We start from the raw sequence: 20,994 nt of genomic DNA on the forward strand, positions 1-20,994 counted from the left end.
GTGTCCCACCTCCGGCACAGACCCGCCGCGGCGGGGCGGCGGGTGCACCGAGCGCTACACCGGCCCGCGGACGACCGGCACCACCGGACTCGCCGCCGAGCGGACCCGCCGAGAGCCGAGCGCCGTCCGCGCGCGGCCACGAGCGGTCGGCGGGCCGCACGTGGCCGCGCGGATCACCGGTCTCGGACGAGGTCGACGGCGGTGCCGTCCTGCCAGGGGCGCGGATCGGTGAGGAAGGTCGAATCCCCGTCCGGGCCTTGGAGTTCCAGCCAGCGCCGCAGCGCCGACCGGACCCGCTCGGTGGGCACGCCGACGCCCTGCGCGACGAGCTCGCGCAGCAGGCTCTCGGTCGCGGTGGTGGCGTCGGGGTCGTGGAACAGCTGCTTCTGCGCGGCCACCACGTCCCGGGGCCGCCGGGCGAACACCGCGGCGCGGTGCTGGGCGCGGGCCAGCACCGCACCTGGTGCCGCCGGGCGGGGCGGCGTGGTCCCGCCCGGCGCGGTCCCGTCGACGACGGTCCCGTTCAGCGCGGTCCCGTTCGCATCGGGGGCGGCCACCCCCGTGCGGGCCCCGCCTGCCGGATTCCGGTCCGGCGAGGAGCCGGCAGCGGAGACCCCGACGGACGAGACCCCGTCGACCACCGAGCCGCGCCCGGCCACCGGACTCACCACCACCTCGTCCACCAGCCCCCACCGCTGCGCCTCCGCGGCGTCGAGCGGTCGTGCCGACAGCATCAGCTCCAGCGCCCGGGACGGTCCGACCAGCTGCGCCAGCCGCCGCCCGCCGAAGGTGGTGGACAGCCCGATGCTCAGCTCCGGCAGCACGAAGCGTGCGGACTCGGAGCAGAACCGCAGGTCGAAGAACACCGACATCTCCAGCCCGCCGCCACCGCACGGGCCGTCGACCGCCGCGATCCACACCGCGGGCGAGCGCAGGACGCGTTCCAGCGCCAGGTTGAACGCCACGAGCCGGTGCACCTCGGCGAGCGGGCCGCGCCGCAGCAGCCGGCGCGCGGTGGCCCCGCCGCGCCGGTGCAGCAGCGCCACCGAGCGCACCACCGCCGCGGTGGCGCGGCGCGAGCGCGTCCGCGAACCTTCGGACGCGGCGAGCAGGTCCCCGATGTCGTAGTGCGTGATGTACCGGCCGGGCACCCCGCCGGTGACGACGACCGCGCCGATGCTCCGGTCGTGCTCCACCGCGTCGACCAGGGCGATGAAGTCCCGCTGCATCGCGGCGGTCATGTAGTTGTGCGGCGGTGCTTCGACGAACGCGGTGAGCACCCGGCCGTCCTGCACCACGCGCAGCGTGGCGTACTCCTGCTCGACGGCCTTCACCGCGCCCCTCCTCCGATCGGCGGCGCCACGCGCCGTCCTCCTTCCGACAGCGGGGCCAGCACCGGCCGCAGCGCGTTCCCGGCGGCGAGCACCGTCGCATCCGGGCGGACCAGGGCGGCCCGCTCACCGTCCAGCCAACGGCCCAGCGGTTCCTCCGGCGTGACGAGCACGGGCAGCGCCCCGGCGCGTTCCACCTCGTGCAGTTCCCCGGCGTCCAGCGGCAGGTCGGTGACGAGCGCGAACCGCCCGCCCGCCAGGTCGTCGAAGCGCGAGCCGGGGGCGAGTTCCGCGTTCGGGCACAGCCGTCCCGCGAGCCCGGGTCGCGCGCGCACCAGCGAGGAGCGGCCCAGCGCGGGGCTCGATCCCTCGCCCAGCACCGAGTGCAGTCCGGGCACCTGCAGCAGCTTCGGCAGCAACGTCCGGCGCAGCAGGTCCGCGGTGCGCCCGCCGCCGGTCATGGCCCGCCCCATCGCGACCGCCGCGCGGACCATCGTCGCCGCGTGCCTGCGCCGTTCCACCTGGTAGCTGTCCACATCGGACTCGGGCAGTTCGCCGCGGAGCACTCCGGCCAGCTTCCACGCCAGGTTCTGCGCGTCCCGCATCCCCGCGCCCATGCCCTGCCCGATGAACGGCGGGGTGAGGTGCGCGGCGTCGCCGAGCAGGAACACCGGCCCGTCGCGCCAGCGGTCGGCGACCTGCGCGTGGAACGTGTAGTCGGTGACGCGCAGCAGTTCCAGCTCCGGCTCGTCCCGCACCCAGGGCCGCAGCAGCGGCCGCAGCGCCGCGATGTCGGGGTAGTCGGCGGCGGATTCCCCCGGCAGCAGCTGGAATTCCCAGCGGTAGCGGTCCGGGCCGACGCGCATGAAGCTCGCGGACCGCTCGGCGGAGCACAGCTGGTGCGTGCCGTCCCAGCGGCCCAGGTCGTCGGTGGTGGCGATGTCGGCGACCAGCCAGTGCTGCTGGAAGCCGAGATCGGTCATCCGCGCGCCGATCGATGCCCGCACGATGCTGTTCGCGCCGTCGCAGCCGAGCACCCGGTCGGCGAGCACCGCCCCGGTCTCGCCGGTGGTGGTGTCGCGGTACTCGACGGTGACCGCGCCGTCGCCCGCGAGCTCGTGCCGCACCAGTCCGGTGACCTCCACGCCGCCGCGCAGCCGGGCCCGCGGGTGGCGGGCGAGGTTGCGCCGCAGCAGCCGCTCCAGCTCGGGCTGGTCGAACATGCTGGCCTCGGGGAAGCCGTGCACGCCGGGGTCGCGGGAGCGGCCGAACTCGGCGAGCACCTCGGTGTCGGCGTCGACCAGGCGCAGGCCGGGGGAGGGCAGCGAGATCGCGGCGAACTCCTCGGCGACGCCGAGGCGCGCGAGGATCCGGTGCACCTCCTCGTCCAGGTGCACGGCCCGCGGCCGCGGGTAGACCTCGGTGAAGCGGTCCAGCACCAGGCAGTCCACGCCGAACCCGGCGAGCAGGGTGGCCGCGGTGATCCCGGTCGGCCCGGCACCGATCACCACGACGGGGACGCGGTCGCTCATCGGTGCTTCACGGTGGTGCGCTGGGTGCCCAGGTCGAGTGCGCCGTCGTCGGTGGCGATGGACGCGGTGATCACGTCGCCGTGCCGCAGGTAGGCCGGGTTCGCGGCCTGGCGGTCGACGAAGGCCTTCCACTTCTTCGCCGGGGGCAGCAGCCCGCCGATCACCTCGAGGACCTTCGCGGGTGCCTGCAGCGCGGTGCCGCCGGGTGTGCCGGTGAGCACCAGGTCGCCCGGGTCCAGCGGCTGGAAGCGGGCGAGCAGACCGAGCGCGCGGGCCGGTTCGACGATCATGTCGGCGGTGGTGCGGTCCTGGCGGACCACGCCGTTGACCTCCAGCCGCAGCCGCAACCGGCCCAGCCGCGCGAAGTCCGCGGCGTCCAGCAGCACCAGGCGGGGGCCGACGGGGGTGAAGGTGGGGTAGGACTTCGCCTCGTAGAACTGGCCCTTCGGCAGCTGCACGTCGCGGGCGCTGACGTCGTCGGTGACGACGATCCCGGCGACGTAGCGGGGTAGGTCGGCTTCGGTGACCTCGGTCCCGACCGGGAGCGGGGCACCGAGGACCAGGCCGAGCTCGACCTCGTAGTCCAGCAGCCGCACGTGCTCGGGTCGCACCACGGCGGAGTTCGGGCCGGTCACCGAGTGCGAGGCCTTGCGGAAGAACGTCGGCGGGACCTGGTCGGGGTCGAAGCCGGATTCCCGGGCGTGCGACTTGTAGTTGACCATCTGGGCGACGACGCGGCAGGGAGTCGTGACGGGGGAGGCGAGTTCCAGCTCGGCGACCGCCACGTCCGCGTCCCCGTCCCCGGCGGCGGCCGCGTCGATCGCGGCGCGGTCGGCCAGCAGGTCGGCGGTGGTGCGCGCGGCGGTGTCGATCCGGACGGCGCGGCCGGTGCCGGGGAGCTCGACGTACCAGTCGTCGGTGGTGCGCAGGACGGAGGTGCTCATGAGTTCATCGCTTTCAGCAGGCTCAGCAGGCGGGCGGTGGTCAGTTCGGTGCCTTCCCCGCGCACGCTGTCGAAGATCTCGCGCAGCTTGGCGGGGGACGGGGCGGCGCCGAGGAAGTCGCGGGTGACCGGCGGCCCCCACTGGGCGAGCCCGGTGGCGGACATGCTCGCCCAGCCGGGTTCGACGGAGGCGTCGAACAGGTCGCCGTCGGCGAAGTGCTCGACCATCAGGCCGTCCGGGTCGCGCCAGTAGTCGAACAGCTGGCTGCCCTGCACGTGCCTGCCGATGCCCCAGGCCCGCTTGTAGCCGCGTTCGCCCAGGTAGCGACCGCCCGCGGCGAGCGCGTCGAGGTCGCTGACCTGGTACGCGGAGTGCACGTACCCGGTGGACGGGCCGAGGTGCATCGCGAGGGTGTGGTGGTCGGCGGGTTCGCCGCCGCGGTCGCAGCGGATGAACGCCATCGTCGGGCCGAAGGACCGGTCGTCGGGCAGGTGCAGGAAGTCGCTGACGATGAGCCCGAGGGTGTGCAGGTACCAGTTCAGCGCGGTCTGGAACCGCGGCGTCTCCAGCACCACGTGCCCGAGCCGCTGCACCCGGGCGGGTTCGAGCGCGGCCCGCTGGGTGCGGTTGATCCGGGGCGCGGCGAAGCGGTCGGGGCCGAGCCCGGTGTTGAGGGTGAGCGGGACCTGGCCGGGCAGCTCCGCGTGCTCCTCGGCGCCGTGCACCACGCCGACGGCGATGCCGGAGGGGTCGGTGAGCTCGGCGATCCGGCCGGGGCGGCCCGCGCCGAGCCCGCGGACCCGGGCGCCGGCGTGCCGGGCGAGCCGGTCGAGGTCCTCGGCCGCGGCGGCCTGGAACACCGGGCCGGTGAACCGGGAGCGGGAGCCCCGCCGGATCACCAGCGAGTCGGTGCCGGGGAAGCTGCCGCGCAGCCGCAGTTCTTCGCGGGTGCGGGCGGCGACGGTGAAGCCGAAGTCGCGGGCGAAGTGCTCGGTGCGGTCCAGGTCGGGCTTCTCGAACTCCAGCCAGGCCAGGTCGCGGACCTTGATGATCGGGTCGCGGGCGCGGCCGGGGTGTTCGCCGGGCAGCGCGCCCCGTTCGCTGTGCAGGCCGCTGTGCGCGTCGGTGGGCAGGTCGTCGGGTGCGGGTATCTCGATGGTCATCGCTGGTCGCCTTTCGGTGCGGTCGGCGGTTCGGTGGCGAGCCGGGGGAAGAGGGCTTCGGCGGCGCCGCGCTGCATGCGGTGCTGGTCGAGGTGCGCCTGGTCGGCGGCGAGCGCTTCGGCGAGGCCGCGGGCGGCCCAGGCGGGGGTGAACGGGAGATCGCTGCCGTAGAGCAGCCGGTCCGGGCCGACCAGCCGCAGCAGCGCGGGCAGCTGGTGCGGCAGCGCGAACCCGGCCAGGTCGTAGTGCAGTCCGCGCAGCGCGCCGAGCACGTCGACCTGCGGTCCGCCGGTGAGCGCGGGGGCCATCGCGATCCGGTCGGCCAGCACGGGGAGCGCGGCTCCGGCGTGCGGGACGACGAACCGGATGCGCGGATGGCGGTCGAGGGCTCCGCTGAGCACCAGGGAGGCGACCGCGCGGGTGGTCTCGAACGGGAATTCCAGCACCGGGCGGGGGATTCCGGCGCTGATCTCCGCCGCGCAGGGCGGCGAGGTCGGGTGCAGCAGCACCACCGCTCCGCGTTCGTCCAATGCGGACAGCAGCGGTTCGTGGTCGGGGTGGCCGAGGTGCACGCCCGCGTAGTGCGTGTGCAGGGTGAGGCCGTCCGCGCCGAGCTCGTCGAAGGCGTGCTCGACCTCCGCGAGCGCGCCGGGGAGGTCCGGCAGCGGGAGCGAGGCGAGCAGCCCGAACCGGTCCGGCCGGGCGGCCACGATCTCGGCGCCTTCGGCGTTCACGTCCCTGGCGAGCCGCCGGGCGTCGGCGTCGGATCCGAAGTGGACTCCGGGGGAGGACACCGACAGCAGCGCGGCCGCGACACCGATCGAGTCCATGTCCGCCAGCGCGGATTCGGGGCTCCAGTCGGGGATCGCGGGCATCCCGTCGGGTTCGGCGTGCCCGGCGGCCACCATCGCGGCCCGCAGTCGCGGGGTGACGTAGTGCGCGTGCACGTCGATGGCGTCGCGCAGCGGTGGGGTCGGGTTCATGGTGCTCCTGCCTCGGTCTTCCCGTGTTGCTGATGAAAGAATCAAGTATGTGGAGATCATCGTCAACAGCGGGAGCCTGAGAAAGTGATGAGAACATCAGAAAAGCGGATTTCGTCAGCAGACTTGTTACGCTGGACCACATGCCCACCCCAGCCACCACCGGAAACCGCAACGACCGGCGTCGCGCCGCGACCCGGCAGGCGCTCGTGCGCGCGGCTCGGCAGATCCTCGCCGAGGGCGGCGACACCGCCGTGAGCATCCAGCTCATCGCCGAGCGGGCCGACGTCGGATTCGGCTCCTTCTACAACCACTTCGAGTCCAAGGCGCAGCTGTTCGACGCGGCCGTCGTCGACGTGCTGGAGGAGTTCGGCCGCGCCTTCGACGACCACCTCAGCGGAGTCGAGGACCCGGCGGAACTCGTCTCCGGCGGCTTCCGGCTCAGCGCCCGCATGGTCGACTCCGACCCGGAGGTGATGCAGATCCTGCGCCACCGGGCGCGCGACCACATGCACTCCGGGGTCGGGCTCGCCCCGCGTGCGCTGCGCGACCTGGAACGGGGCGTGGCGGAGGGGCGATTCCTCGCCGTGGACCCGCTGATCGCGCTCACCGCGCTCGCGGGCAGCCTGCTCGCGCTCGTCGAGCTGCGGTTCTCCCACCCCGAGCTGGACGGCGACGTGGCGGCGACCGAGCTCGCCGAGATGGTGCTGCGCAGCTACGGGCTCACCGCCGACGAGGCCGCCGAGGTCGCCCGCAGACCGCTGCCCGAACTCGGCTGAGCGAGCGGAGGGAACGCCCGGCCGCACCGGACGTTCCCCCGCGCGCCTCACGCGGCGGGCGGGTAGGGCAGCAGCCCGGCGTCGACCGCCTCCCACGCAGCCCGGAGCTCGGCCGGCACCGCCGGTTCCCGCAGCGAGTGGTCGGCGCACTCCGACGTGTCCTGCACGAGGTCGAACAGCACGTCCCGGCCGTGGTTCACCGGCGGCTTCGCCCGCTCGGCGCGGTGGTACTTCCACTTCCCGCGGCGCAGCGCCCGTTCCCCGCGGTGCCGTCGGAACAGGTCCCGCTCCGGCGGCCCCTCCCCGCGCAGCAGGTACCCGGCGAGGCTCGCCCCGTCCAGCGGCGCCGCCGGATCGGGCCGCGCGCCCGCGACCTCCAGCGCGGTCGCCGTCCAATCCGGGGTGAGCACCGGCACCGAGCTGACCTGACCGCCGTCCAGCCGGGCGGGCCACCGCGCGATCGTCGGCACCCGGATGCCGCCCTCCTGCAAGGTGGACTTGCTCCCGGCCAGCGGCCAGCTGTGCGAGAACCGCTCGCCGCCGTTGTCCCCGGCGAACACCACCAGCGTGTCCGCGGCCCGGCCCGAGCGGTCCAGCGCGGCCAGCACCTCGCCGAGCGCGCGGTCCACGTCCTCCACCATCCGGCGGTAGGTGTCCAGCGAGCCGCCGTCGGTGTGCGCGAGCGCGAACTTCTTGCGCTCCGCGGGCAGCGCGCGCACCCGCTGCGCCACCCGCGCCGCCTCCGCCTCGTCGCCGTCGGCGATCCACGGCCAGTGCGGCGCGGTGAAGTTGAGGTCGAGCAGCCACGGCTTCCGGTGGTCCCGCTCCACGAACTCGGCGGCCCGCTCGGCGAGGATGCGCGGGTAGTAGCGGAGATCTTCGTGCGGCACCTCGCCTTCGTGCAGGTCGTAGGAGCCGTCGGTGGTGAGCTTCGAGTACGGCTCCACCGCCCCGCCGTAGTTCCCGAAGAACTCGTCCCAGCCTGAGCGGGTGGGGGAGTGGTCCGGCAGGGCGCCGCAGTGCCACTTGCCGAACATGGCCGTCGTGTAGCCCGCCTCGCGCAGCAGCGAGGCCAACGTCGGGTGCGCCGGATCCAGGCCCGGATCGCCCGCCTCGATGGGCTCGGCCAGCCCCGCCTCGGTCCGGCCCGGGTAGCGGCCGGTGTAGAGGCTGAGCCGGGTCGGCGAGCAGGTCGGCGCCCCGGCGTAGCCGTCGGTGAACCGCACGCCCTGCGCGGCGAGCGCGTCCAGGTTCGGGGTGCGGATGTGCGGCGCCCCGTAGCAGGACAGGTCCGCCCAGCCGAGGTCGTCGACGAGCACGAACAGCAGGTTCGGGCGCGGGGAGCGGCGGGCCGGCGCGGCGCGGAACGGCCGCTCCGCCGGGGCGGCCGGGGTCGCCGGGGCGTCGGCCCCGGGCAGGCCCGCGACGACGGCGGCACCGGCGGCGGCGCCCGCGCCGAAGGCGCCGCCCAGGAACCGGCGGGAGAACGTGCGAGGTGCTGCGGACATGGGGGAGCGGTCCTCTCCGGGCGAATCCCGTTGCGCTGTGGGGGTTCCCGCCGCCCGGACCGGTCCGGACGACGGCGGAGCGGTGGTGGTCCGGCACCACCGCCCCGCGGTCCGCGAACTCGGCTCAGCCGGTCAGCTTCGCCAGCGCGGTGTCGGATTCGGTCTCCGCCCAGCTGAAGATGCCCTTGGACATCGTGCTGAGCTCCGACGCCGCACGGCTCGCGTAGACCTGCTTGCGAGCGCGCTGCACGACGGCGCTGTCCGGGGCCGCGTCGCCCGCGAGCTGGGCGACGTGGCAGGCCAGCCGCAACGATCCCTCCGCGGCGAGCGCGGTCGCCCGCTCGGCCAGCGCCTCCGCGCCCCCGCACAGCCCCGCGAGCTCGGCGGCCAGCGCCGCGTCGGTCGCGGGCTTGAGGTGCGCCGGGTTGCCGTCGTACCAGCCCGCGTAGAGCCGCCAGACGTTGCGGACCACGAACTCCGGCTCGTCGTAGAGCGGTTGCAGGTAGTGCAGCCCGGCGAGCTCGTCGGGGACCTGCACCCGGTGCAGGGTGTCGACGAGGGTGGCGCCTTCGTTGAGACACGCCAGCGTCTGCTCGACGAGGCTCTCCAGGTAGGCGGCGCTGTTCTCCAGCACCTCCCGGATGCGGTCGGCGCCGACCACCGGCACGCCGTGGCTGCCGAGCATCAGCTCGGCGCCGAGCGAGGCCATCCAGCGCAGCGCGACGGCCCACTCCTCGGGGAAGCGCTGCACCTTCTGCGGGTTCCCCGCATTCGGTGCGAGACCGATGAACAGGTCCCCGGGGAACAGGATCTTGCGGTCCGGCAGCCAGCCGACGGCGTGGTCGTCGGTCTCGCCGCGGTGGTGGGTCAGCTCCAGCGCGAGCCCGCCGACCTCGATGCGGTGCGCGTCGGTGAACGTGACGTCGGGGCGCCGGAACTCGCTGGGCCAGGTCAGGTCCGGCAGCTGGAACTGCCGCCGGTTGATGACCCCGTTGTAGCCGTTGGTGCGCACGTAGCGGTCGAAGCGCTTCGCCACGTTCTGGTGCGCGACGACGACGGGGCGGTCGCCCGCCGCCTCGAACGGGCCGAGGCCGAAGACGTGGTCGGCGTGCCCGTGCGAGAAGACGGCGTGCGTGACCGGCGCGTCGCTCCAGCCCCGCACCGCGCGGTGCAGGTTGTCGGCGAGCATCGCGGATCCGGTGTCGAACAGCAGCAGGCCTTCGTCGTGGCGCACCGCGAAGGCGTGGCTGAAGCCCGGCACCATGAACACGCCGTCGGCGACCTCCTCCGGCGGCGACATCGCGGAGTGCCCGGCGAGCTCGGCGAGCTGCGCCTCCCCGGTCCAGACCCGTTCGGCGGTGCGCAGGATGGATTCGGTCATGGTGTTCCTCTCGTCGTGGTGCGGAAGGTGCAGAACGTGCTGCGGGTTCACGCGGCGGCGGGTGCCGGGGCCCGGGTTGCGCGGCGTTCGACGACCACGGTCGCGGCGGCCATCGCCAGCAGGGTGGGCTTGTTGAAGAAGGTGCCGAGCACGGTGAGCCCGACGACGGAGTCGATCGAGTACAGGTAGGCCAGCGGCAGCAGGTGCAGCAGCCACATCGCCGCCCAGGCGGCGGTGAGGGCCCGGTGCCTGCGCGCGGCGCGCCGGTCGTGCGGCACGTCGGCGGGGGTGACACCGAGCTTGCGGCAGACCACGGCGGTGATCGGGCGGTGCGCCAGCAGCGACCCGGCGCAGACCAGCAGCGCCGCGAGGTTGATGAGCAGCTCGGGCAGGAAGAACGCCTTGCCCTCGCCCATGACGATCGCCCCGGCGCTGTGCAGCGCGACGAAGCCGGTGGAGGCGATGACCATGCCGAGCGGTTCGCCGCGGTAGCGGCGCAGCGCGGCGATGGCCACGGCGACCAGCAGGGCGGCGAGCGCGGCGCGGCGGGCGCCCCACGGGGTGTTCAGCAGCAGGAAGGTGAACGGCGGTGCGGCCGCGTCCACGATGTGCCGCAGCACCGCGCCCGCGCCGGGGCGGGAGGGCGGTGCGGCGGAGTCGGTGTCGTTCATCGGGTTCTCCACGTGCTCGGCGGGTGGTGCAGCTGCACTGCAATAGCGCGGCGCTGCGGGGTCGGGCTCGGGTGGAAACGGGGTCGTGGGTGGTCGCGCCCGCGTCCGGGCGGCCGGCGGAAACCGCGGTGGCGCCCGGGAATCCCGGTCCGCGCGGTTCGGCTCCGCGATGTTTCTGATCGTATCATCACTTACGAGTGTTACGTCAGAAAATCCGGGGTCGACGGTCGCGACTCGCCCTCGGATGATTATATTGCAGTGATACTGCACTAGGCGGCCGACTTCTCAGGAGCGAACATGAGCACCACGGTGACCTTGACCGGAACCGGCGTCCCCTTCCCCAGCGCGGACCGCGCGGGCGCCGGAACCCTGATCCGCCACGAGGACGTCGCGATCCAGGTCGACGCGGGCCGCGGCACCACGCTGCGGCTCGCCGGGCTCGGCGTCTTCCCGCACGACCTCGCCGCGCTGCTGCTGACCCACCTGCACAGCGACCACGTCGTCGACGTCGCCGACCTGGTGCACACCCGCTGGGTGCAGGACCACCTCGTCGGCTCCGGCCCGCTGCCGGTCGTCGCCTGCGACGGGCACGCCCGCCGCTTCCTGGACCGCGTCCTCGACGCCTACGAGTACGACGTGGCCGTGCGCCGCGAGCACGTGCAGGAGAACCCGCCGAGCCTGGTGCCGACCCTGTTCCCGCTGCCCGAGGCGCCGACCGAGGTGTGGGCCGACCCCACTGGCCGGGTGCGGGTGGAGGCCGTGCGGGTCCGGCACGAACCCGTCGAGCAGGCCGTCGCCTACCGGATCACCACGCCCGACGCCGTCGTGGTGGTCTCCGGGGACACCCGCGTCTGCGACGAGGTCCAGGACCTCGCGCGCGGCGCCGACGTGCTCGTGCACGAGGCGTGCCGGGCTTCCTCGCTGCAGCCGTTCGTCGCCGGCTCCGCCTTCGAGACGATCTTCAGCTACCACGCGGACACCGTCGCCCTCGGCGAGCTCGCCGCGAAGGCGGGCGTCGGGAAGCTGGTGCTCACCCACCTCATCCCCGCGCCGGAGAGCGATGAGGACCGCGCCGCCTACGAGCGCGAGGTGCGCGACGGCGGCTGGACCGGCCCGCTCGTCGTCGGCTCGGACCTCGACTCCGTCGTCGTCGGCTGACCTCCGAAGGCGCAGGCCCGTTGGTGGGGGAATCCCCGGTGGGGTCGTCGGCGAGGTCCGCTCCCGGTGCGCGGTGGCCTACGGTCCGGTCGACCGGTCCAGGTCCGGGCGGAAGGGGGTTCGTCATCGACGCGCACCGAATCGTCGTGCCGGTGGTGCCCGCTCCCGCACGGGACGAGACCGCCGCGCAACTCACCATCGGCTCCGCGAGCGGCCGGGGCCCGGTGCCGACCGGGTTGATCGCCGCGTCGACGCCCCGGTGACCGGCGCCGGCCCGGCGGCTGGGGTTCGCCGCACGCGGAACGATCCATCGTGGACCGCCGAGGCGATCGCGGTGATTCCCCCTGGCGCGTCCGGCTCTCCAGCGGCACGGCCGCAAGGGCGGAACGGCCTTTCCCTGCACAGCGGGGAATCCGCGCCGAACCGGACTTCAGACAGGGTCGATCCCGTTCGGCGGTGGGAAGAACGGACTCCGGCACCACGGCTTGCGTGGAGTCCCGCCCGGCGAACCACGACAGCGCCGGCCGTCCGGCCCGAACCGTCCCACGAGTTCGGCGGAGCGCGGACGCACTCCGCTGCGCGTTCGGTGCTGCACTCGGCGAGTTCGCCTGAGGCCCCGGATCCCGGGCCCCGGTCGCGCGTGGCCGTGCGGGCGCCCGGCGGTCCGCGTGGCACCCGCGGGGTTCCCGTGCGGAGCAGCCTCGTGCGGTGCCGGACCAGCGCGGTCGACCGCGACGCCGCTCGAACGGGCAGGCTAGACCGTGCCCGGTGAAGTGGTGCGTCCCCGCAGCGGGGCGGCGGAGCTGGACGCCGCGGAATTCCTGGCCCTGCTGGCGGGCCAGGCCGATGCCGTCGAGCTGGTCCGGGCGGCGTGCTCGGAAGCGGCGCGCGCCGTGCCGCACCCGCCCGAGTTCGATCGGACGCCCGCGGAGGGCCTGGTGGATCCGCTGGAGCTCGCCCGCCGTGATCTGTGGTTCCGCGCCGAGGGCATCCGCGAGGGCTGGTTCACCCACTACGCGCGGTGGGTGGGCTGGTGGGTGGACACCGCCCAGCTCGCGCTGCAGTCCGCGGCGGGCCGCCGCACCGTCGAGCTCGCACGGGTGACGGCGCTGCGCCCACCGCAGGCGTTCGGCGTCGCCGACGGAACCGCGGCGGATCCGGTGCGTTCCTGGGGCGAGAGCTGGAGCCGGGATTCGCTGCCGCGGCTGATGAGCACCGCGGAGCTCGGCGCGCTGCTGGCCCGCACCGGCGGCGGGCACCCGGAGAACGTCCTGGCCGCGCACCGCTCGGTGGGCGCTGCTCGGCGCGCCGGGGACCTGGCGCTGGAGCAGGAGGAGACCGGTTCGGCCGGCCCGGACACCATCGACCGGAACTGGAACCACTACGGGCTCCGGCACCAGCTGGCCTGCGAGTTCGCCCGGTCGGTGCTCGACCACCTGCGCTGATCGCTCGGCGGAGGATTTCCCCGCGCTGCAGCGGAATTCGCCATCCGCGGCGAGATCGCGCGCATCCTGGGAGCCAGGCACGCGAACCGCCCCATTCCACGCCGGGGCGGTTCTCCGAAGGAGAGAACGTGAATCGAGTCAAGACAGCCCTGCCCGCCGCCGCTCTCGCCGGTGCGGCGCTGGTCCTCGCCGGATGCGGCGCCCCGGAGCCCGTGGCACCCGCGCAGCCCAGCGCGAACGGGCTGAACACGATCGTGCAGCTGGCGCGGGAGCGGGCCGTGCTCTCCGACCAGGTCGCCGCGTCGAAGCTCGGCACCGGCAAGCCCGTCACCGACCCGGCCCGGGAGGCCGTCGTCGTCGACACCGCTCGTTCCGATGCGTCCCGCGACGGCGTCGATCCGGAGTGGGCCGCGCAGGTCTTCCTCGACCAGATCGCCGCGAGCACCCAGGTCCAGCACGACCTGCTGCGGACCTGGACCGAACACCCCGACCAGCGCCCGCAGGAGCAGCCGGACCTCGACCGGGTCCGCCCCGAACTGGACCGCATCGGCGACGAGCTCATCATCGCCCTCAAGGCCGCCACCCCGGACCGCGAGGACCAGAGCTGCGCCGCGAACCTGGAGCAGGCGGTCGCGCAGGAATCCGCCGACCTCGACCAGATCCACCAGCAGGCCCTGGCCCGAGCCCTCGGCTCCATCTGCCCGGCGAACTGAGCGGGGCCCCGGTCGGGAGGGCCGCCGCTCACGTCCAGGACCGCCCCTGCGATGCCCTGGACGTGAGTGGGCAAATCCGCGCGAGCCCGCGCCGGTCGAGGCAGTGGTGTTGGGCAGCCCGACGTGGATTCGAGTGCGGGCGCGACGATGTGCGGGAGCGCGGCTCGGAGTGGTGCGTTTGCTGCGCGAGTCGGTCCGCTGTCCGCCGGGGCGCCGGATCCGGCGCCCATCGCCACATCACGTTGGTGCTCTAGGGTTACTCGCCTGAGGTCTGGGACGACTTGAACGACTCGTTCGTGGTGCACGGCCGTTCGGCCTGAGCCGCGGTGAAGGACGGATCCCGCAGCTCAGGACCGAGGTCCGCTCCGTCCCCGGCGCTGCCGAACGGCCGCAGATGAGCCTGCGCACCGCGTCCGGCCACGTCGAGTCACGGGTGTCTCTTCCGGCCTCCGCTTCGCGTCATCTTGGGCGCTGTGCTGCAAACCTTCGCGTGGTCACACCTTCTGAAGGCCGAGCTCCGCGAAGAGTTCTCTCGTCTTCGCATCGACGGAGTAGAGGACAGTGCCGCGAATCGACCGAGTCATGAGGACGCCGTAGGCATTCCGGATGGCCCGTAGGAGTTCGTCGTCCGAACGAATCTTGTTGGCCTTGTTCAGCACGTGTTCGCGATGAACCCGCCACCCGTCACCAATCCAGGTGAGATCCGGCCCCATGATCACACCGCCCCACTCGTATTCGAGTCCTTGCGCGGTGTGAACGCAGCCGATTTGGCCGAATCCTCCGGTTTCAGTGGCCCAGTACTTCCGCTTCGGGACTCCAGGTGTGTCGTGTTGGTCACCGGCGTTCCACGGACGAGCCCAGCCCGGCTCGGGGGCGACTTCCGGCTCTGTGCCGCTCTGGTCCTCCCACTTCCAGCATATTCCTGCGCTCATCCGTGCGATTTCTCCGGAATTTTCCTTTTCGCGCAGAAATCGTTCCATGTCGCCGGCGCTGTCGGAGTAGTAGAGTTGAAACGGCTCGGGGATGTCGTCGTCATCGGCCTTCCACGTTAGGGGGTCGGCGGTCAGCAGACGGCGAACCCATGTGTCGTACGTGGAACTCCCGACGGCCCGTAGCACGCGATCCAGCGTAATGGGGACAACTTCTGCGCCCAATGCCTTGATCTCGTTGACGAGAGCTTCAGGTGACCACACCTCTTCGTCGAACAGGCGTTGATCACCGTCGATGAAGAACACGGGAACCTTTGCCCGGGAGACGATCACGGAGACCGAGGATTCACCGGGTCGCATCGAGTAGGAGCCGCTCATCGGACGCACTGTCAGGCGATGCGCTTCGTCGCACAGAAGCAGATCAAGCTCGTCGTTCCCGCGGCTGTTCGCGACGTTGTTCAACGTGGCGAACGCCTTGCCGTGTCCTCGCGCTCCGCGCCTGAACGTTTCACGCGAGGCAATGCCGCCGGATACGTAACACGAGTCTTGGCCGTTGCTGATCGACTGGCCGAGCAGGGTCAGCGCCACCAGAGATTTTCCACTGCCTGCTCGGCCGCTGATGACGAAGACCTTCTTCGCGCCGGACGAGCGTGGGTGGTTCAAGGCATCGCTCACGTTCCTGACGGCTCGCAGCTGGTTCTCCACGAGGCTGAACTGGGTGTACCCGTTGACGATCGATCCGATCTCTGTTCCGATCGTAGGACCTGACCTGCGTCGTTCGAGTAGAGCCTCGGCAGCTTCGGCTCCCGATTTTGAGCTGAAGTTATCGACGAGGAAGGTTTCGAGGTCATGTGGCGACCGGGCTGTGAAAGTTGGAATATCGGGATGGGGAGAGACGTTTCTGATCCATTGAAAATCGATTTTCTTGAGGTTGTGCAGGTATGAGGCGCCTGTGAGGTTGACGTATCGATCGTCGAACATGCTGTGATGCTTCTTGAGGGCGATCATGTTGTCGTGCACTTGAACAGATGGATGCTTCTTGTGCCTGTCGTATCCGTCGAAGTACACTTTTCCGGTGGCGCATTCCTTGCATATATCGTCACCGGGAGGAGATTTTCTGCAACGCGAGCACAAGCCGTCGCGAATATTGGTGTTCGGTCGCTCGACGGCGCTCCACTGCTTCAATTCGATTGCGGCGAAACTGAGTCGTCCATCTGGATGGTGTCCGGCGAGTACTACATCCACGGGGTTCATAGTCGGGGTGACCTGGTACTCGATGAACATCCAAACCTTGCCGAGGTTCAGGTTGTAGAGAAGCGAGGAGAGCCAGTAGGCGCTCTCCCGCCATGACATCACTTCTTGAGGCGTGGGATTGGAGTTTTTTGGATGAGCTTCGGTGAAAGCTCTCTCGATATCTGGAATCAACCTGTCGTGGTTCCGAGCGAATTCCTGTGCGGACCAGTACGCTTCGAGTGGCGCATAGGTGCTCTTCGCTGTCATTCCCAATAGATATCACAGGAGCGCCGGTTGGTTCACGAGGTCCCGACTCTGCTGCGTGTTCGGGGAGGGAGACTTGGTTGATGCGGTCCACGCACGGATATGCCGCCGATCCGCTGCGTGGTGCACCGTCCTGGCGTGTACGTGACACGGGCCCGGGGCTCGTCTCTGACACGGGCGCTACTTGATCGGCGGACACTAGTGGCGGCACGTGATTGCGTCGGGTGGCTGGGTCCGCGATGGCTAGGTGTTGACAGTGTGTGATCGTCTTGGCGCCGGACGGGTGCAGCTCGCTCGGTCGCTCCTGGTTGGACACGTCGTACTTACCGTGGCCAGGGGGGATCTCGCCGTTGCTATGTCGAGCAAACCGACAAGGGTGGCCGGGCGCGATGGCAGCCGTTCGGCTCCGGCGGTGTCGATTTCGCACTTGCCCAGTCCGCGCGAGATGTGCTGCCCGGCGTTGTCCCGCCAGTCTCGCTCGCGCAGTGAGCACGACGCGCACTCGACGAACTCCGTGAGAAACGCTCCGCCGGCATCGTCTTCCCGTCCGGGACAGCCGTGCACGGTGCGAGCGGCCTTCGTCGCACCGCACGGCATTGCGAGCCAGGCGCAACGCCCGGCAGCGATCCGGATGTGGAGCGTGCCCGAAGGTCGTCGACGAGGTTCGCAACTTCCTGGAGCTTTCGAGGATGCACGTGCCACAGCGGACGTTGTGCGCCGCGGGTCCGCCCGCGCGCGGGCTCGAATCACGGGCCCGCGCACGGACGGCGGTCAGCCCGCGTCGGGGTAGGCGGCGGTGGCCCGGATCTCGACGAGCAGCCCCGGGCTGGCCAGACCGCTGACGCCGATCAGGGACCACGTCGGGTACGGCGGGTGGATCAGGCGCGCCTTGGCCGCGGAGAAACCGGGCAGGTGCCGGTTGATGTCGACGTGGTAGCTGGTCACGTCGACGAGCGCGGTCAGGTCGAGCCCTTCCAGCCGGAGGATCTCCTCGATGCGGCGGATCGCGATCTCGGTCTGCTCCTCGACGTCGTCGGGAATGGTGCCGTCGGCGCGACGCCCGATCGTGCCCGCGATGAACAGGTGCCCGTGCGAGTGGACGGCGGCGGAGTAGCCGAAGTTCGCGAAGGCGTGCACGGTCGTCCCGAAGACCTCGGGGTCCTCGGGAACCTCGACGATGTGAGCGGTCATGGTGCTTCTCCCTTGCACAGCAGGTGGTTTTCGATCTCGAACGCGGAGTCACCCGCCCCAGCGGGACGTGCTGCAGGCGTGCTCCATCCGGGTCCGGCCGAAGCGCTCGCGTTCGCGGAGGAATTCGCCGGGGATGGAATAGCGCGGTGCCGCACCGGGATTCGACCCGGCGTGCGCGACGATCGCGTCGGTGAGCGAGCGGACCATGTCCAGCCGCGGGTGGGCGGCGTGCACGGCGGCGGCCTGCTCGTCGGTGAGCGCCGCGGCGTGCTCGTCGCCCATCGGCCCGCCGAAGTCGAGCGCGATGCCGTCGCGGACGAGCGCGCACAACGTGCCGCGGCGCTGCGCGATGCCCGTCGAGGTGTGCAGCGCGATCGCCTGCCACACCTCGTCGACGTCCGATGTGGACACTCCGCGCGCGGTGAGGAACTCCGCGGCGCGATCGGCGCCCTCCACCTCGAACCGCTCGCGGCGCGGGGCGTCCGGCGCGACCCCGAGGTCGTGCATCGCACACGCCGCGAACAGCAGGTCGTCGTCGTAGTCGGTGCCTGCGGCCAGCCCGAGGTGGTCCGCCACCAGCCGGGCGAACAGGTAGCTGCGGAGGCTGTGGTGGAACACCGACGGGGTCTCCAGCGGGCGGATCAGCTCCACGACGGCTGCGGTCAGCGGAGTGCCGGGCAGGGCGGTGATCGTGCCGAGAGCGGGTTCGGTCATGCCTCCACCCTGCTCGGAAACGGGTTGACCTGGTGAGAGGCAGCAATGCCATGCATCGATAGGATGTTGCCATGACGGTGCATCGGATCGCGATCCTCGCCTTGGACGGCGTCATGCCCCTCGACCTGGCCATTCCGGCGCAGATCTTCGCGCCCCGCCCGGACACCTCCTACGAGATGACCGTGTGCACCCTCGGCGCCGACGTGCGCACCACCGGCGGCTTCACCGCGGCCGGCGGGGGCGGGCTGGCGGAGGTGCGCGCCGCCGACACCGTGCTCGTGCCCGGCTCCGAACCACCCGCCCGGCCACCGGAAGCCGTGCTCACCGCGCTGTCCGAGGCGCACCAGCGGCGCGCACGGTTGGTGTCGATCTGCACCGGGGCGTTCGCGCTGGCCGTGGCCGGAGTGCTCGACGGCCTGCGCGCCACCACCCACTGGCGCTACCTCGACGACCTCGAACGCGACCACCCGGCCGTGTCGGTGGACCGCGACGTGCTCTACATCGACGAGGGCGACGTCCTCACCTCGGCCGGGGTGTGCTGCGGCATCGACCTGTGCCTGCACATCGTGCGCCGCGACCACGGTGCGGCGGTCGCCAACCGCATCGCCCGCGGCCTCGTCGCCGCCCCGCACCGCGAAGGCGGACAAGCCCAGTACGTGCCCGCCCCCGTCGCAGCCGCGGGAGCGGAATCGCTGTCCGGAACCAGGGAATGGGCCCTGCACCACCTCGACGAGCCGCTGACCCTGCACGACCTGGCCCGGCACGCGGGCCTGTCGAAGCGCACCCTCATGCGCCGCTTCACCGACGAGAGCGGCACCACCCCGCTGCGCTGGCTCCTCGACGCCCGCCTCGCCCGCGCCCGCGAACTCCTCGAAACCACCGACCACCCCGTCGACCGGGTGGCCCGCGAATGCGGCCTCGGCACCGCCACCAACCTCCGCCTCCACTTCCGCCGAACCCTCGCCACCACCCCGACCACGTACCGGAGGACGTTCCGGACCTGAGCCGAACGGGCGGGGGTGTTCTCCCCGGCCCCGGCTCATGGCACCTGTCGCGGCATCCCCCGGCCGGCCTTGGCCGCCCGCTGCTGTGCAGGTACACGCGGCCCTGGTCATCACCGCCGGGCAGGGAGAGAGCGGGCCCCGCCGTCGAGTACCCCGTCGCCGGATGGTGATCACCGGTCCGGTAAACTTCGCACCGCTTGGCCCCCGTAGCCCAATCGGCAGAGGCGGCGGACTCAAAATCCGTACAGTGTCAGTTCGACTCTGACCGGGGGCACCACCGCTCACCAGCGGAAACAACCGAAGATCTGGATCATGAGTTGGTCCGCTGGGTGCGGCCTTGGGTGCGAGTATGCTCAAGGCCATGACTGCTGCGCGCTCAGAGTCCCGCGAGCGCGGCCGGATCGAGGAGCGAGCTACTGGCTTCCGGGTGGTCGTGTACGCGGGCGTCGATCCGGTCACCGGCAAGCGGGTCTACCTACGCGAGACGATCAAGGGCACGACCGACGCCGCGCGCAAGCGCGCCGAGAAGGCTCTGACGAAGTTGCTCAACCAGGTCAACGAGCAGAACTCAGCGCCGTCGACCGTCGCGCTCTCCTACGTGCTGAGCGAGTGGCTGCGCGCCAGTGAACTGGAAGAGAGCACGCGCCACACGTACGAGGGCTACATCCGGCGCACCATCCTCCCCGCGCTCGGCGAGACAGCGGTCAACAAGATCAGTGCGCGGATGCTGGAGAGCTTCTACAGCGAACTTTGACGCTGCCGCACTCGTTGCGACGGCACGCCTCGGATTGAGAAGCACGCTCGCAACGGAGAGCACGAAGGCGCTTCGTCCGACCGATGCGATGGGGCGCTGGAGCCGAAACAGCGTTCAACCTACTCGACGACGGAAGATTCTTCGACTCCATAGTGCCGGATATTTACATTGATGCAGAAAATGACAAGCTCAAGAAGTAGTAGATCGATGAAAATAACAAATCCGAAGTTGCTAAGGCCGGATCCACCCTGATTGCTCGGAGAATTCGAGGCGGCCGTGGTCAACGACTCTGGATCCATAGCAGTGGGGATGCTAAAAAATATCAGCAAGACCAAAAGCAGAATAACCGCAGCGGCCAGCGCCCGCCTACGGAGAAAGGCTACAATCCTAGGGTGAACCTCACGCAGCGACCCCCACTTCTCCGAGCCATTGCGTCTGGCAATGTATCGCCAAGCGACGAGAATCGCGAAAAGCACAGAAAAGAAGGTGCCAGCTTGCGCCGTTTCCAAATCAGTCGACGGCGACTCGCCCGGACTTTGAGCCCCGGCGAAGTATTCAGTTATGCCCACAATGGCCATGTTAACGGGGGCCATAAGCGCGGACCAAACCAAGATGGGCGAGCGGTTCTTGATAATATGGTCAAAGTACTTTGATGCCAAACCTGGCTCGCGCACCTCGGGCTCTGGTGTTTCTTCTTGCTTGGACCCCTCGCCAGTGGCTGATTCTGTCTGCGATACGTAAATGGGCGTGGGGTTCACTCCATGGAAGTGAACCCCGCCACTGATTTCGTATGCCTGGACGGAGTTCGCAATACTAGATCCATCTATACTATTGCGAGCAAAGGAACTATCGCCGCTTCCGGTTCGCCTTTGAAGTTTCTCTGCCGCCGAATCGCTATGCTTAGCATCCTCATCGGTGGCCACTTCATCCTCCCAGATCTAAAACCGTTGTATCTCACGGCAGTCTACTGGGTATGCCAACGCTGTGTACGCACAGCATTACTTTCAGTACGGCAGCCCGGTTAGGTGCCTGCCCAGCAGGGCTCCCCTGCTGTGGGTGGGAGTCTGGGTGCGAACCTCGGCCTGCGACGCCCACAGAGCGACGTTGACGCCACCGATCCGCGCCCGTTGCCGCAGACAGCACCAGAACGACAGCACTCGGCCGACTCAAAATCCGTACAGTGTCAGTTCGACTCTGACCGGGGGCACCATGCCTGACCAGGCCGGACGGTTTCTCGTGAGGCGCATTGCTCGCGGAGCGGCGCCGGCGTGCCCTCGGTTGTTCTTCCGCCTTGGACGGC

The 20,994-nt window shown here is 70.9% G+C and carries 18 protein-coding genes and 2 tRNA genes; 8 read left to right on the top strand and 12 right to left on the bottom strand.

Going from position 1 to position 20,994, the window contains the following annotated elements; translation table 11 throughout:
• Nucleotides 1–173 precede the first annotated feature (173 nt).
• The 5 genes from AC29IT_RS09140 to AC29IT_RS09160 are packed head-to-tail and all read right to left on the bottom strand — an operon-like array spanning nucleotide 174 to nucleotide 5,953.
• A complete protein-coding gene (locus AC29IT_RS09140) occupies nucleotides 174–1,334 on the bottom strand; it encodes an enoyl-CoA hydratase/isomerase family protein (protein WP_488218412.1) in 1,161 nt (386 codons plus the stop codon).
• Nucleotides 1,331–2,863 (bottom strand): bifunctional 3-(3-hydroxy-phenyl)propionate/3-hydroxycinnamic acid hydroxylase MhpA, encoded by a 1,533-nt coding sequence (mhpA, locus tag AC29IT_RS09145; protein WP_488218413.1) that lies wholly within the window; start codon nucleotides 2,861–2,863, stop codon nucleotides 1,331–1,333. The genes AC29IT_RS09140 and mhpA overlap by 4 nt, the downstream gene beginning before the upstream one ends.
• On the bottom strand, nucleotides 2,860–3,807 hold the full coding sequence (locus tag AC29IT_RS09150; RefSeq protein WP_488218414.1) for a fumarylacetoacetate hydrolase family protein: 948 nt from the start codon (nucleotides 3,805–3,807) through the stop codon (nucleotides 2,860–2,862). The genes mhpA and AC29IT_RS09150 overlap by 4 nt, the downstream gene beginning before the upstream one ends.
• The gene (locus tag AC29IT_RS09155) at nucleotides 3,804–4,970 is read right to left on the bottom strand and encodes a VOC family protein (protein ID WP_358441586.1); all 1,167 of its coding nucleotides are present in this window, start codon (nucleotides 4,968–4,970) and stop codon (nucleotides 3,804–3,806) included. The genes AC29IT_RS09150 and AC29IT_RS09155 overlap by 4 nt, the downstream gene beginning before the upstream one ends.
• Complete coding sequence (locus AC29IT_RS09160) at nucleotides 4,967–5,953, bottom strand: amidohydrolase family protein (RefSeq protein WP_488218415.1); 987 nt, start codon at nucleotides 5,951–5,953, stop codon at nucleotides 4,967–4,969. Before AC29IT_RS09160 ends, AC29IT_RS09155 begins: the two co-directional genes overlap by 4 nt.
• A gap of 140 nt (nucleotides 5,954–6,093) precedes the next feature.
• Here AC29IT_RS09160 and AC29IT_RS09165 point away from each other — a divergent pair, with 140 nt between their 5' ends.
• Entirely contained in the window at nucleotides 6,094–6,729 is a 636-nt protein-coding gene (locus AC29IT_RS09165; RefSeq protein ID WP_488218416.1) for a TetR/AcrR family transcriptional regulator, read from the top strand.
• Nucleotides 6,730–6,776: 47 nt separating this feature from the next.
• On the opposite strand, the gene AC29IT_RS09170 is transcribed toward AC29IT_RS09165, so the two are convergent.
• From AC29IT_RS09170 to AC29IT_RS09180, 3 genes are all read right to left on the bottom strand, one after another.
• Nucleotides 6,777–8,237, bottom strand: a complete 1,461-nt coding sequence (locus tag AC29IT_RS09170) for a sulfatase family protein (protein ID WP_488218417.1) — start codon at nucleotides 8,235–8,237, stop codon at nucleotides 6,777–6,779.
• 124 nt (nucleotides 8,238–8,361) lie between these two features.
• On the bottom strand, nucleotides 8,362–9,618 hold the full coding sequence (locus AC29IT_RS09175) for an alkyl sulfatase dimerization domain-containing protein (RefSeq protein WP_488218418.1): 1,257 nt from the start codon (nucleotides 9,616–9,618) through the stop codon (nucleotides 8,362–8,364).
• A gap of 47 nt (nucleotides 9,619–9,665) precedes the next feature.
• Nucleotides 9,666–10,289 (bottom strand): DUF3159 domain-containing protein, encoded by a 624-nt coding sequence (locus tag AC29IT_RS09180; protein ID WP_488218419.1) that lies wholly within the window; start codon nucleotides 10,287–10,289, stop codon nucleotides 9,666–9,668.
• Between the two features lie 297 nt (nucleotides 10,290–10,586).
• Here AC29IT_RS09180 and AC29IT_RS09185 point away from each other — a divergent pair, with 297 nt between their 5' ends.
• The 3 genes from AC29IT_RS09185 to aroQ all read left to right on the top strand — a co-directional run bounded on the left by AC29IT_RS09185 (nucleotide 10,587) and on the right by aroQ (nucleotide 13,605).
• Nucleotides 10,587–11,447 (top strand): MBL fold metallo-hydrolase, encoded by an 861-nt coding sequence (locus AC29IT_RS09185; protein ID WP_488218420.1) that lies wholly within the window; start codon nucleotides 10,587–10,589, stop codon nucleotides 11,445–11,447.
• A gap of 776 nt (nucleotides 11,448–12,223) precedes the next feature.
• Entirely contained in the window at nucleotides 12,224–12,892 is a 669-nt protein-coding gene (locus tag AC29IT_RS09190) for a hypothetical protein (RefSeq protein WP_488218421.1), read from the top strand.
• 128 nt (nucleotides 12,893–13,020) lie between these two features.
• The gene (aroQ, locus tag AC29IT_RS09195; RefSeq protein WP_488218422.1) at nucleotides 13,021–13,605 is read left to right on the top strand and encodes a gamma subclass chorismate mutase AroQ; all 585 of its coding nucleotides are present in this window, start codon (nucleotides 13,021–13,023) and stop codon (nucleotides 13,603–13,605) included.
• 494 nt (nucleotides 13,606–14,099) lie between these two features.
• Here the strand turns inward: aroQ and AC29IT_RS09200 are convergent, their stop codons facing one another.
• From AC29IT_RS09200 to AC29IT_RS09210, 3 genes are all read right to left on the bottom strand, one after another.
• Nucleotides 14,100–16,034 carry a DNA/RNA helicase domain-containing protein gene (locus tag AC29IT_RS09200; protein ID WP_488218423.1) on the bottom strand — a complete coding sequence of 645 codons (1,935 nt, stop codon included), beginning with the start codon at nucleotides 16,032–16,034 and terminating at the stop codon, nucleotides 14,100–14,102.
• Between the two features lie 768 nt (nucleotides 16,035–16,802).
• Entirely contained in the window at nucleotides 16,803–17,222 is a 420-nt protein-coding gene (locus AC29IT_RS09205; RefSeq protein ID WP_488218424.1) for a Rid family hydrolase, read from the bottom strand.
• A 48-nt stretch (nucleotides 17,223–17,270) separates the two neighbouring features.
• Nucleotides 17,271–17,936, bottom strand: coding sequence for an HD domain-containing protein (locus AC29IT_RS09210; RefSeq protein ID WP_488218425.1), 666 nt, complete (start codon nucleotides 17,934–17,936; stop codon nucleotides 17,271–17,273).
• A gap of 71 nt (nucleotides 17,937–18,007) precedes the next feature.
• On the opposite strand from AC29IT_RS09210, the gene AC29IT_RS09215 reads away from it, so the two are divergent.
• The 3 genes from AC29IT_RS09215 (at nucleotide 18,008) to AC29IT_RS09225 (ending at nucleotide 19,694) form a co-directional block, all read left to right on the top strand.
• On the top strand, nucleotides 18,008–18,940 hold the full coding sequence (locus tag AC29IT_RS09215; protein ID WP_488218426.1) for a GlxA family transcriptional regulator: 933 nt from the start codon (nucleotides 18,008–18,010) through the stop codon (nucleotides 18,938–18,940).
• A gap of 200 nt (nucleotides 18,941–19,140) precedes the next feature.
• Nucleotides 19,141–19,217 (top strand) — tRNA-Leu (locus tag AC29IT_RS09220).
• An 84-nt stretch (nucleotides 19,218–19,301) separates the two neighbouring features.
• Nucleotides 19,302–19,694: an N-terminal phage integrase SAM-like domain-containing protein gene (locus AC29IT_RS09225; protein ID WP_488218427.1), complete on the top strand. Its 393-nt coding sequence runs from the start codon at nucleotides 19,302–19,304 to the stop codon at nucleotides 19,692–19,694.
• Between the two features lie 119 nt (nucleotides 19,695–19,813).
• Here AC29IT_RS09225 and AC29IT_RS09230 read toward each other — a convergent pair whose 3' ends face one another.
• Nucleotides 19,814–20,617 (bottom strand): hypothetical protein, encoded by an 804-nt coding sequence (locus AC29IT_RS09230; protein ID WP_488218428.1) that lies wholly within the window; start codon nucleotides 20,615–20,617, stop codon nucleotides 19,814–19,816.
• Nucleotides 20,618–20,814: 197 nt separating this feature from the next.
• On the opposite strand from AC29IT_RS09230, the gene AC29IT_RS09235 reads away from it, so the two are divergent.
• Nucleotides 20,815–20,904, top strand: a tRNA-Leu gene (locus AC29IT_RS09235).
• Nucleotides 20,905–20,994: the final 90 nt, after the last annotated feature.

The sequence above is a fragment of the Saccharopolyspora sp. MMCC62 genome (assembly GCF_057736575.1).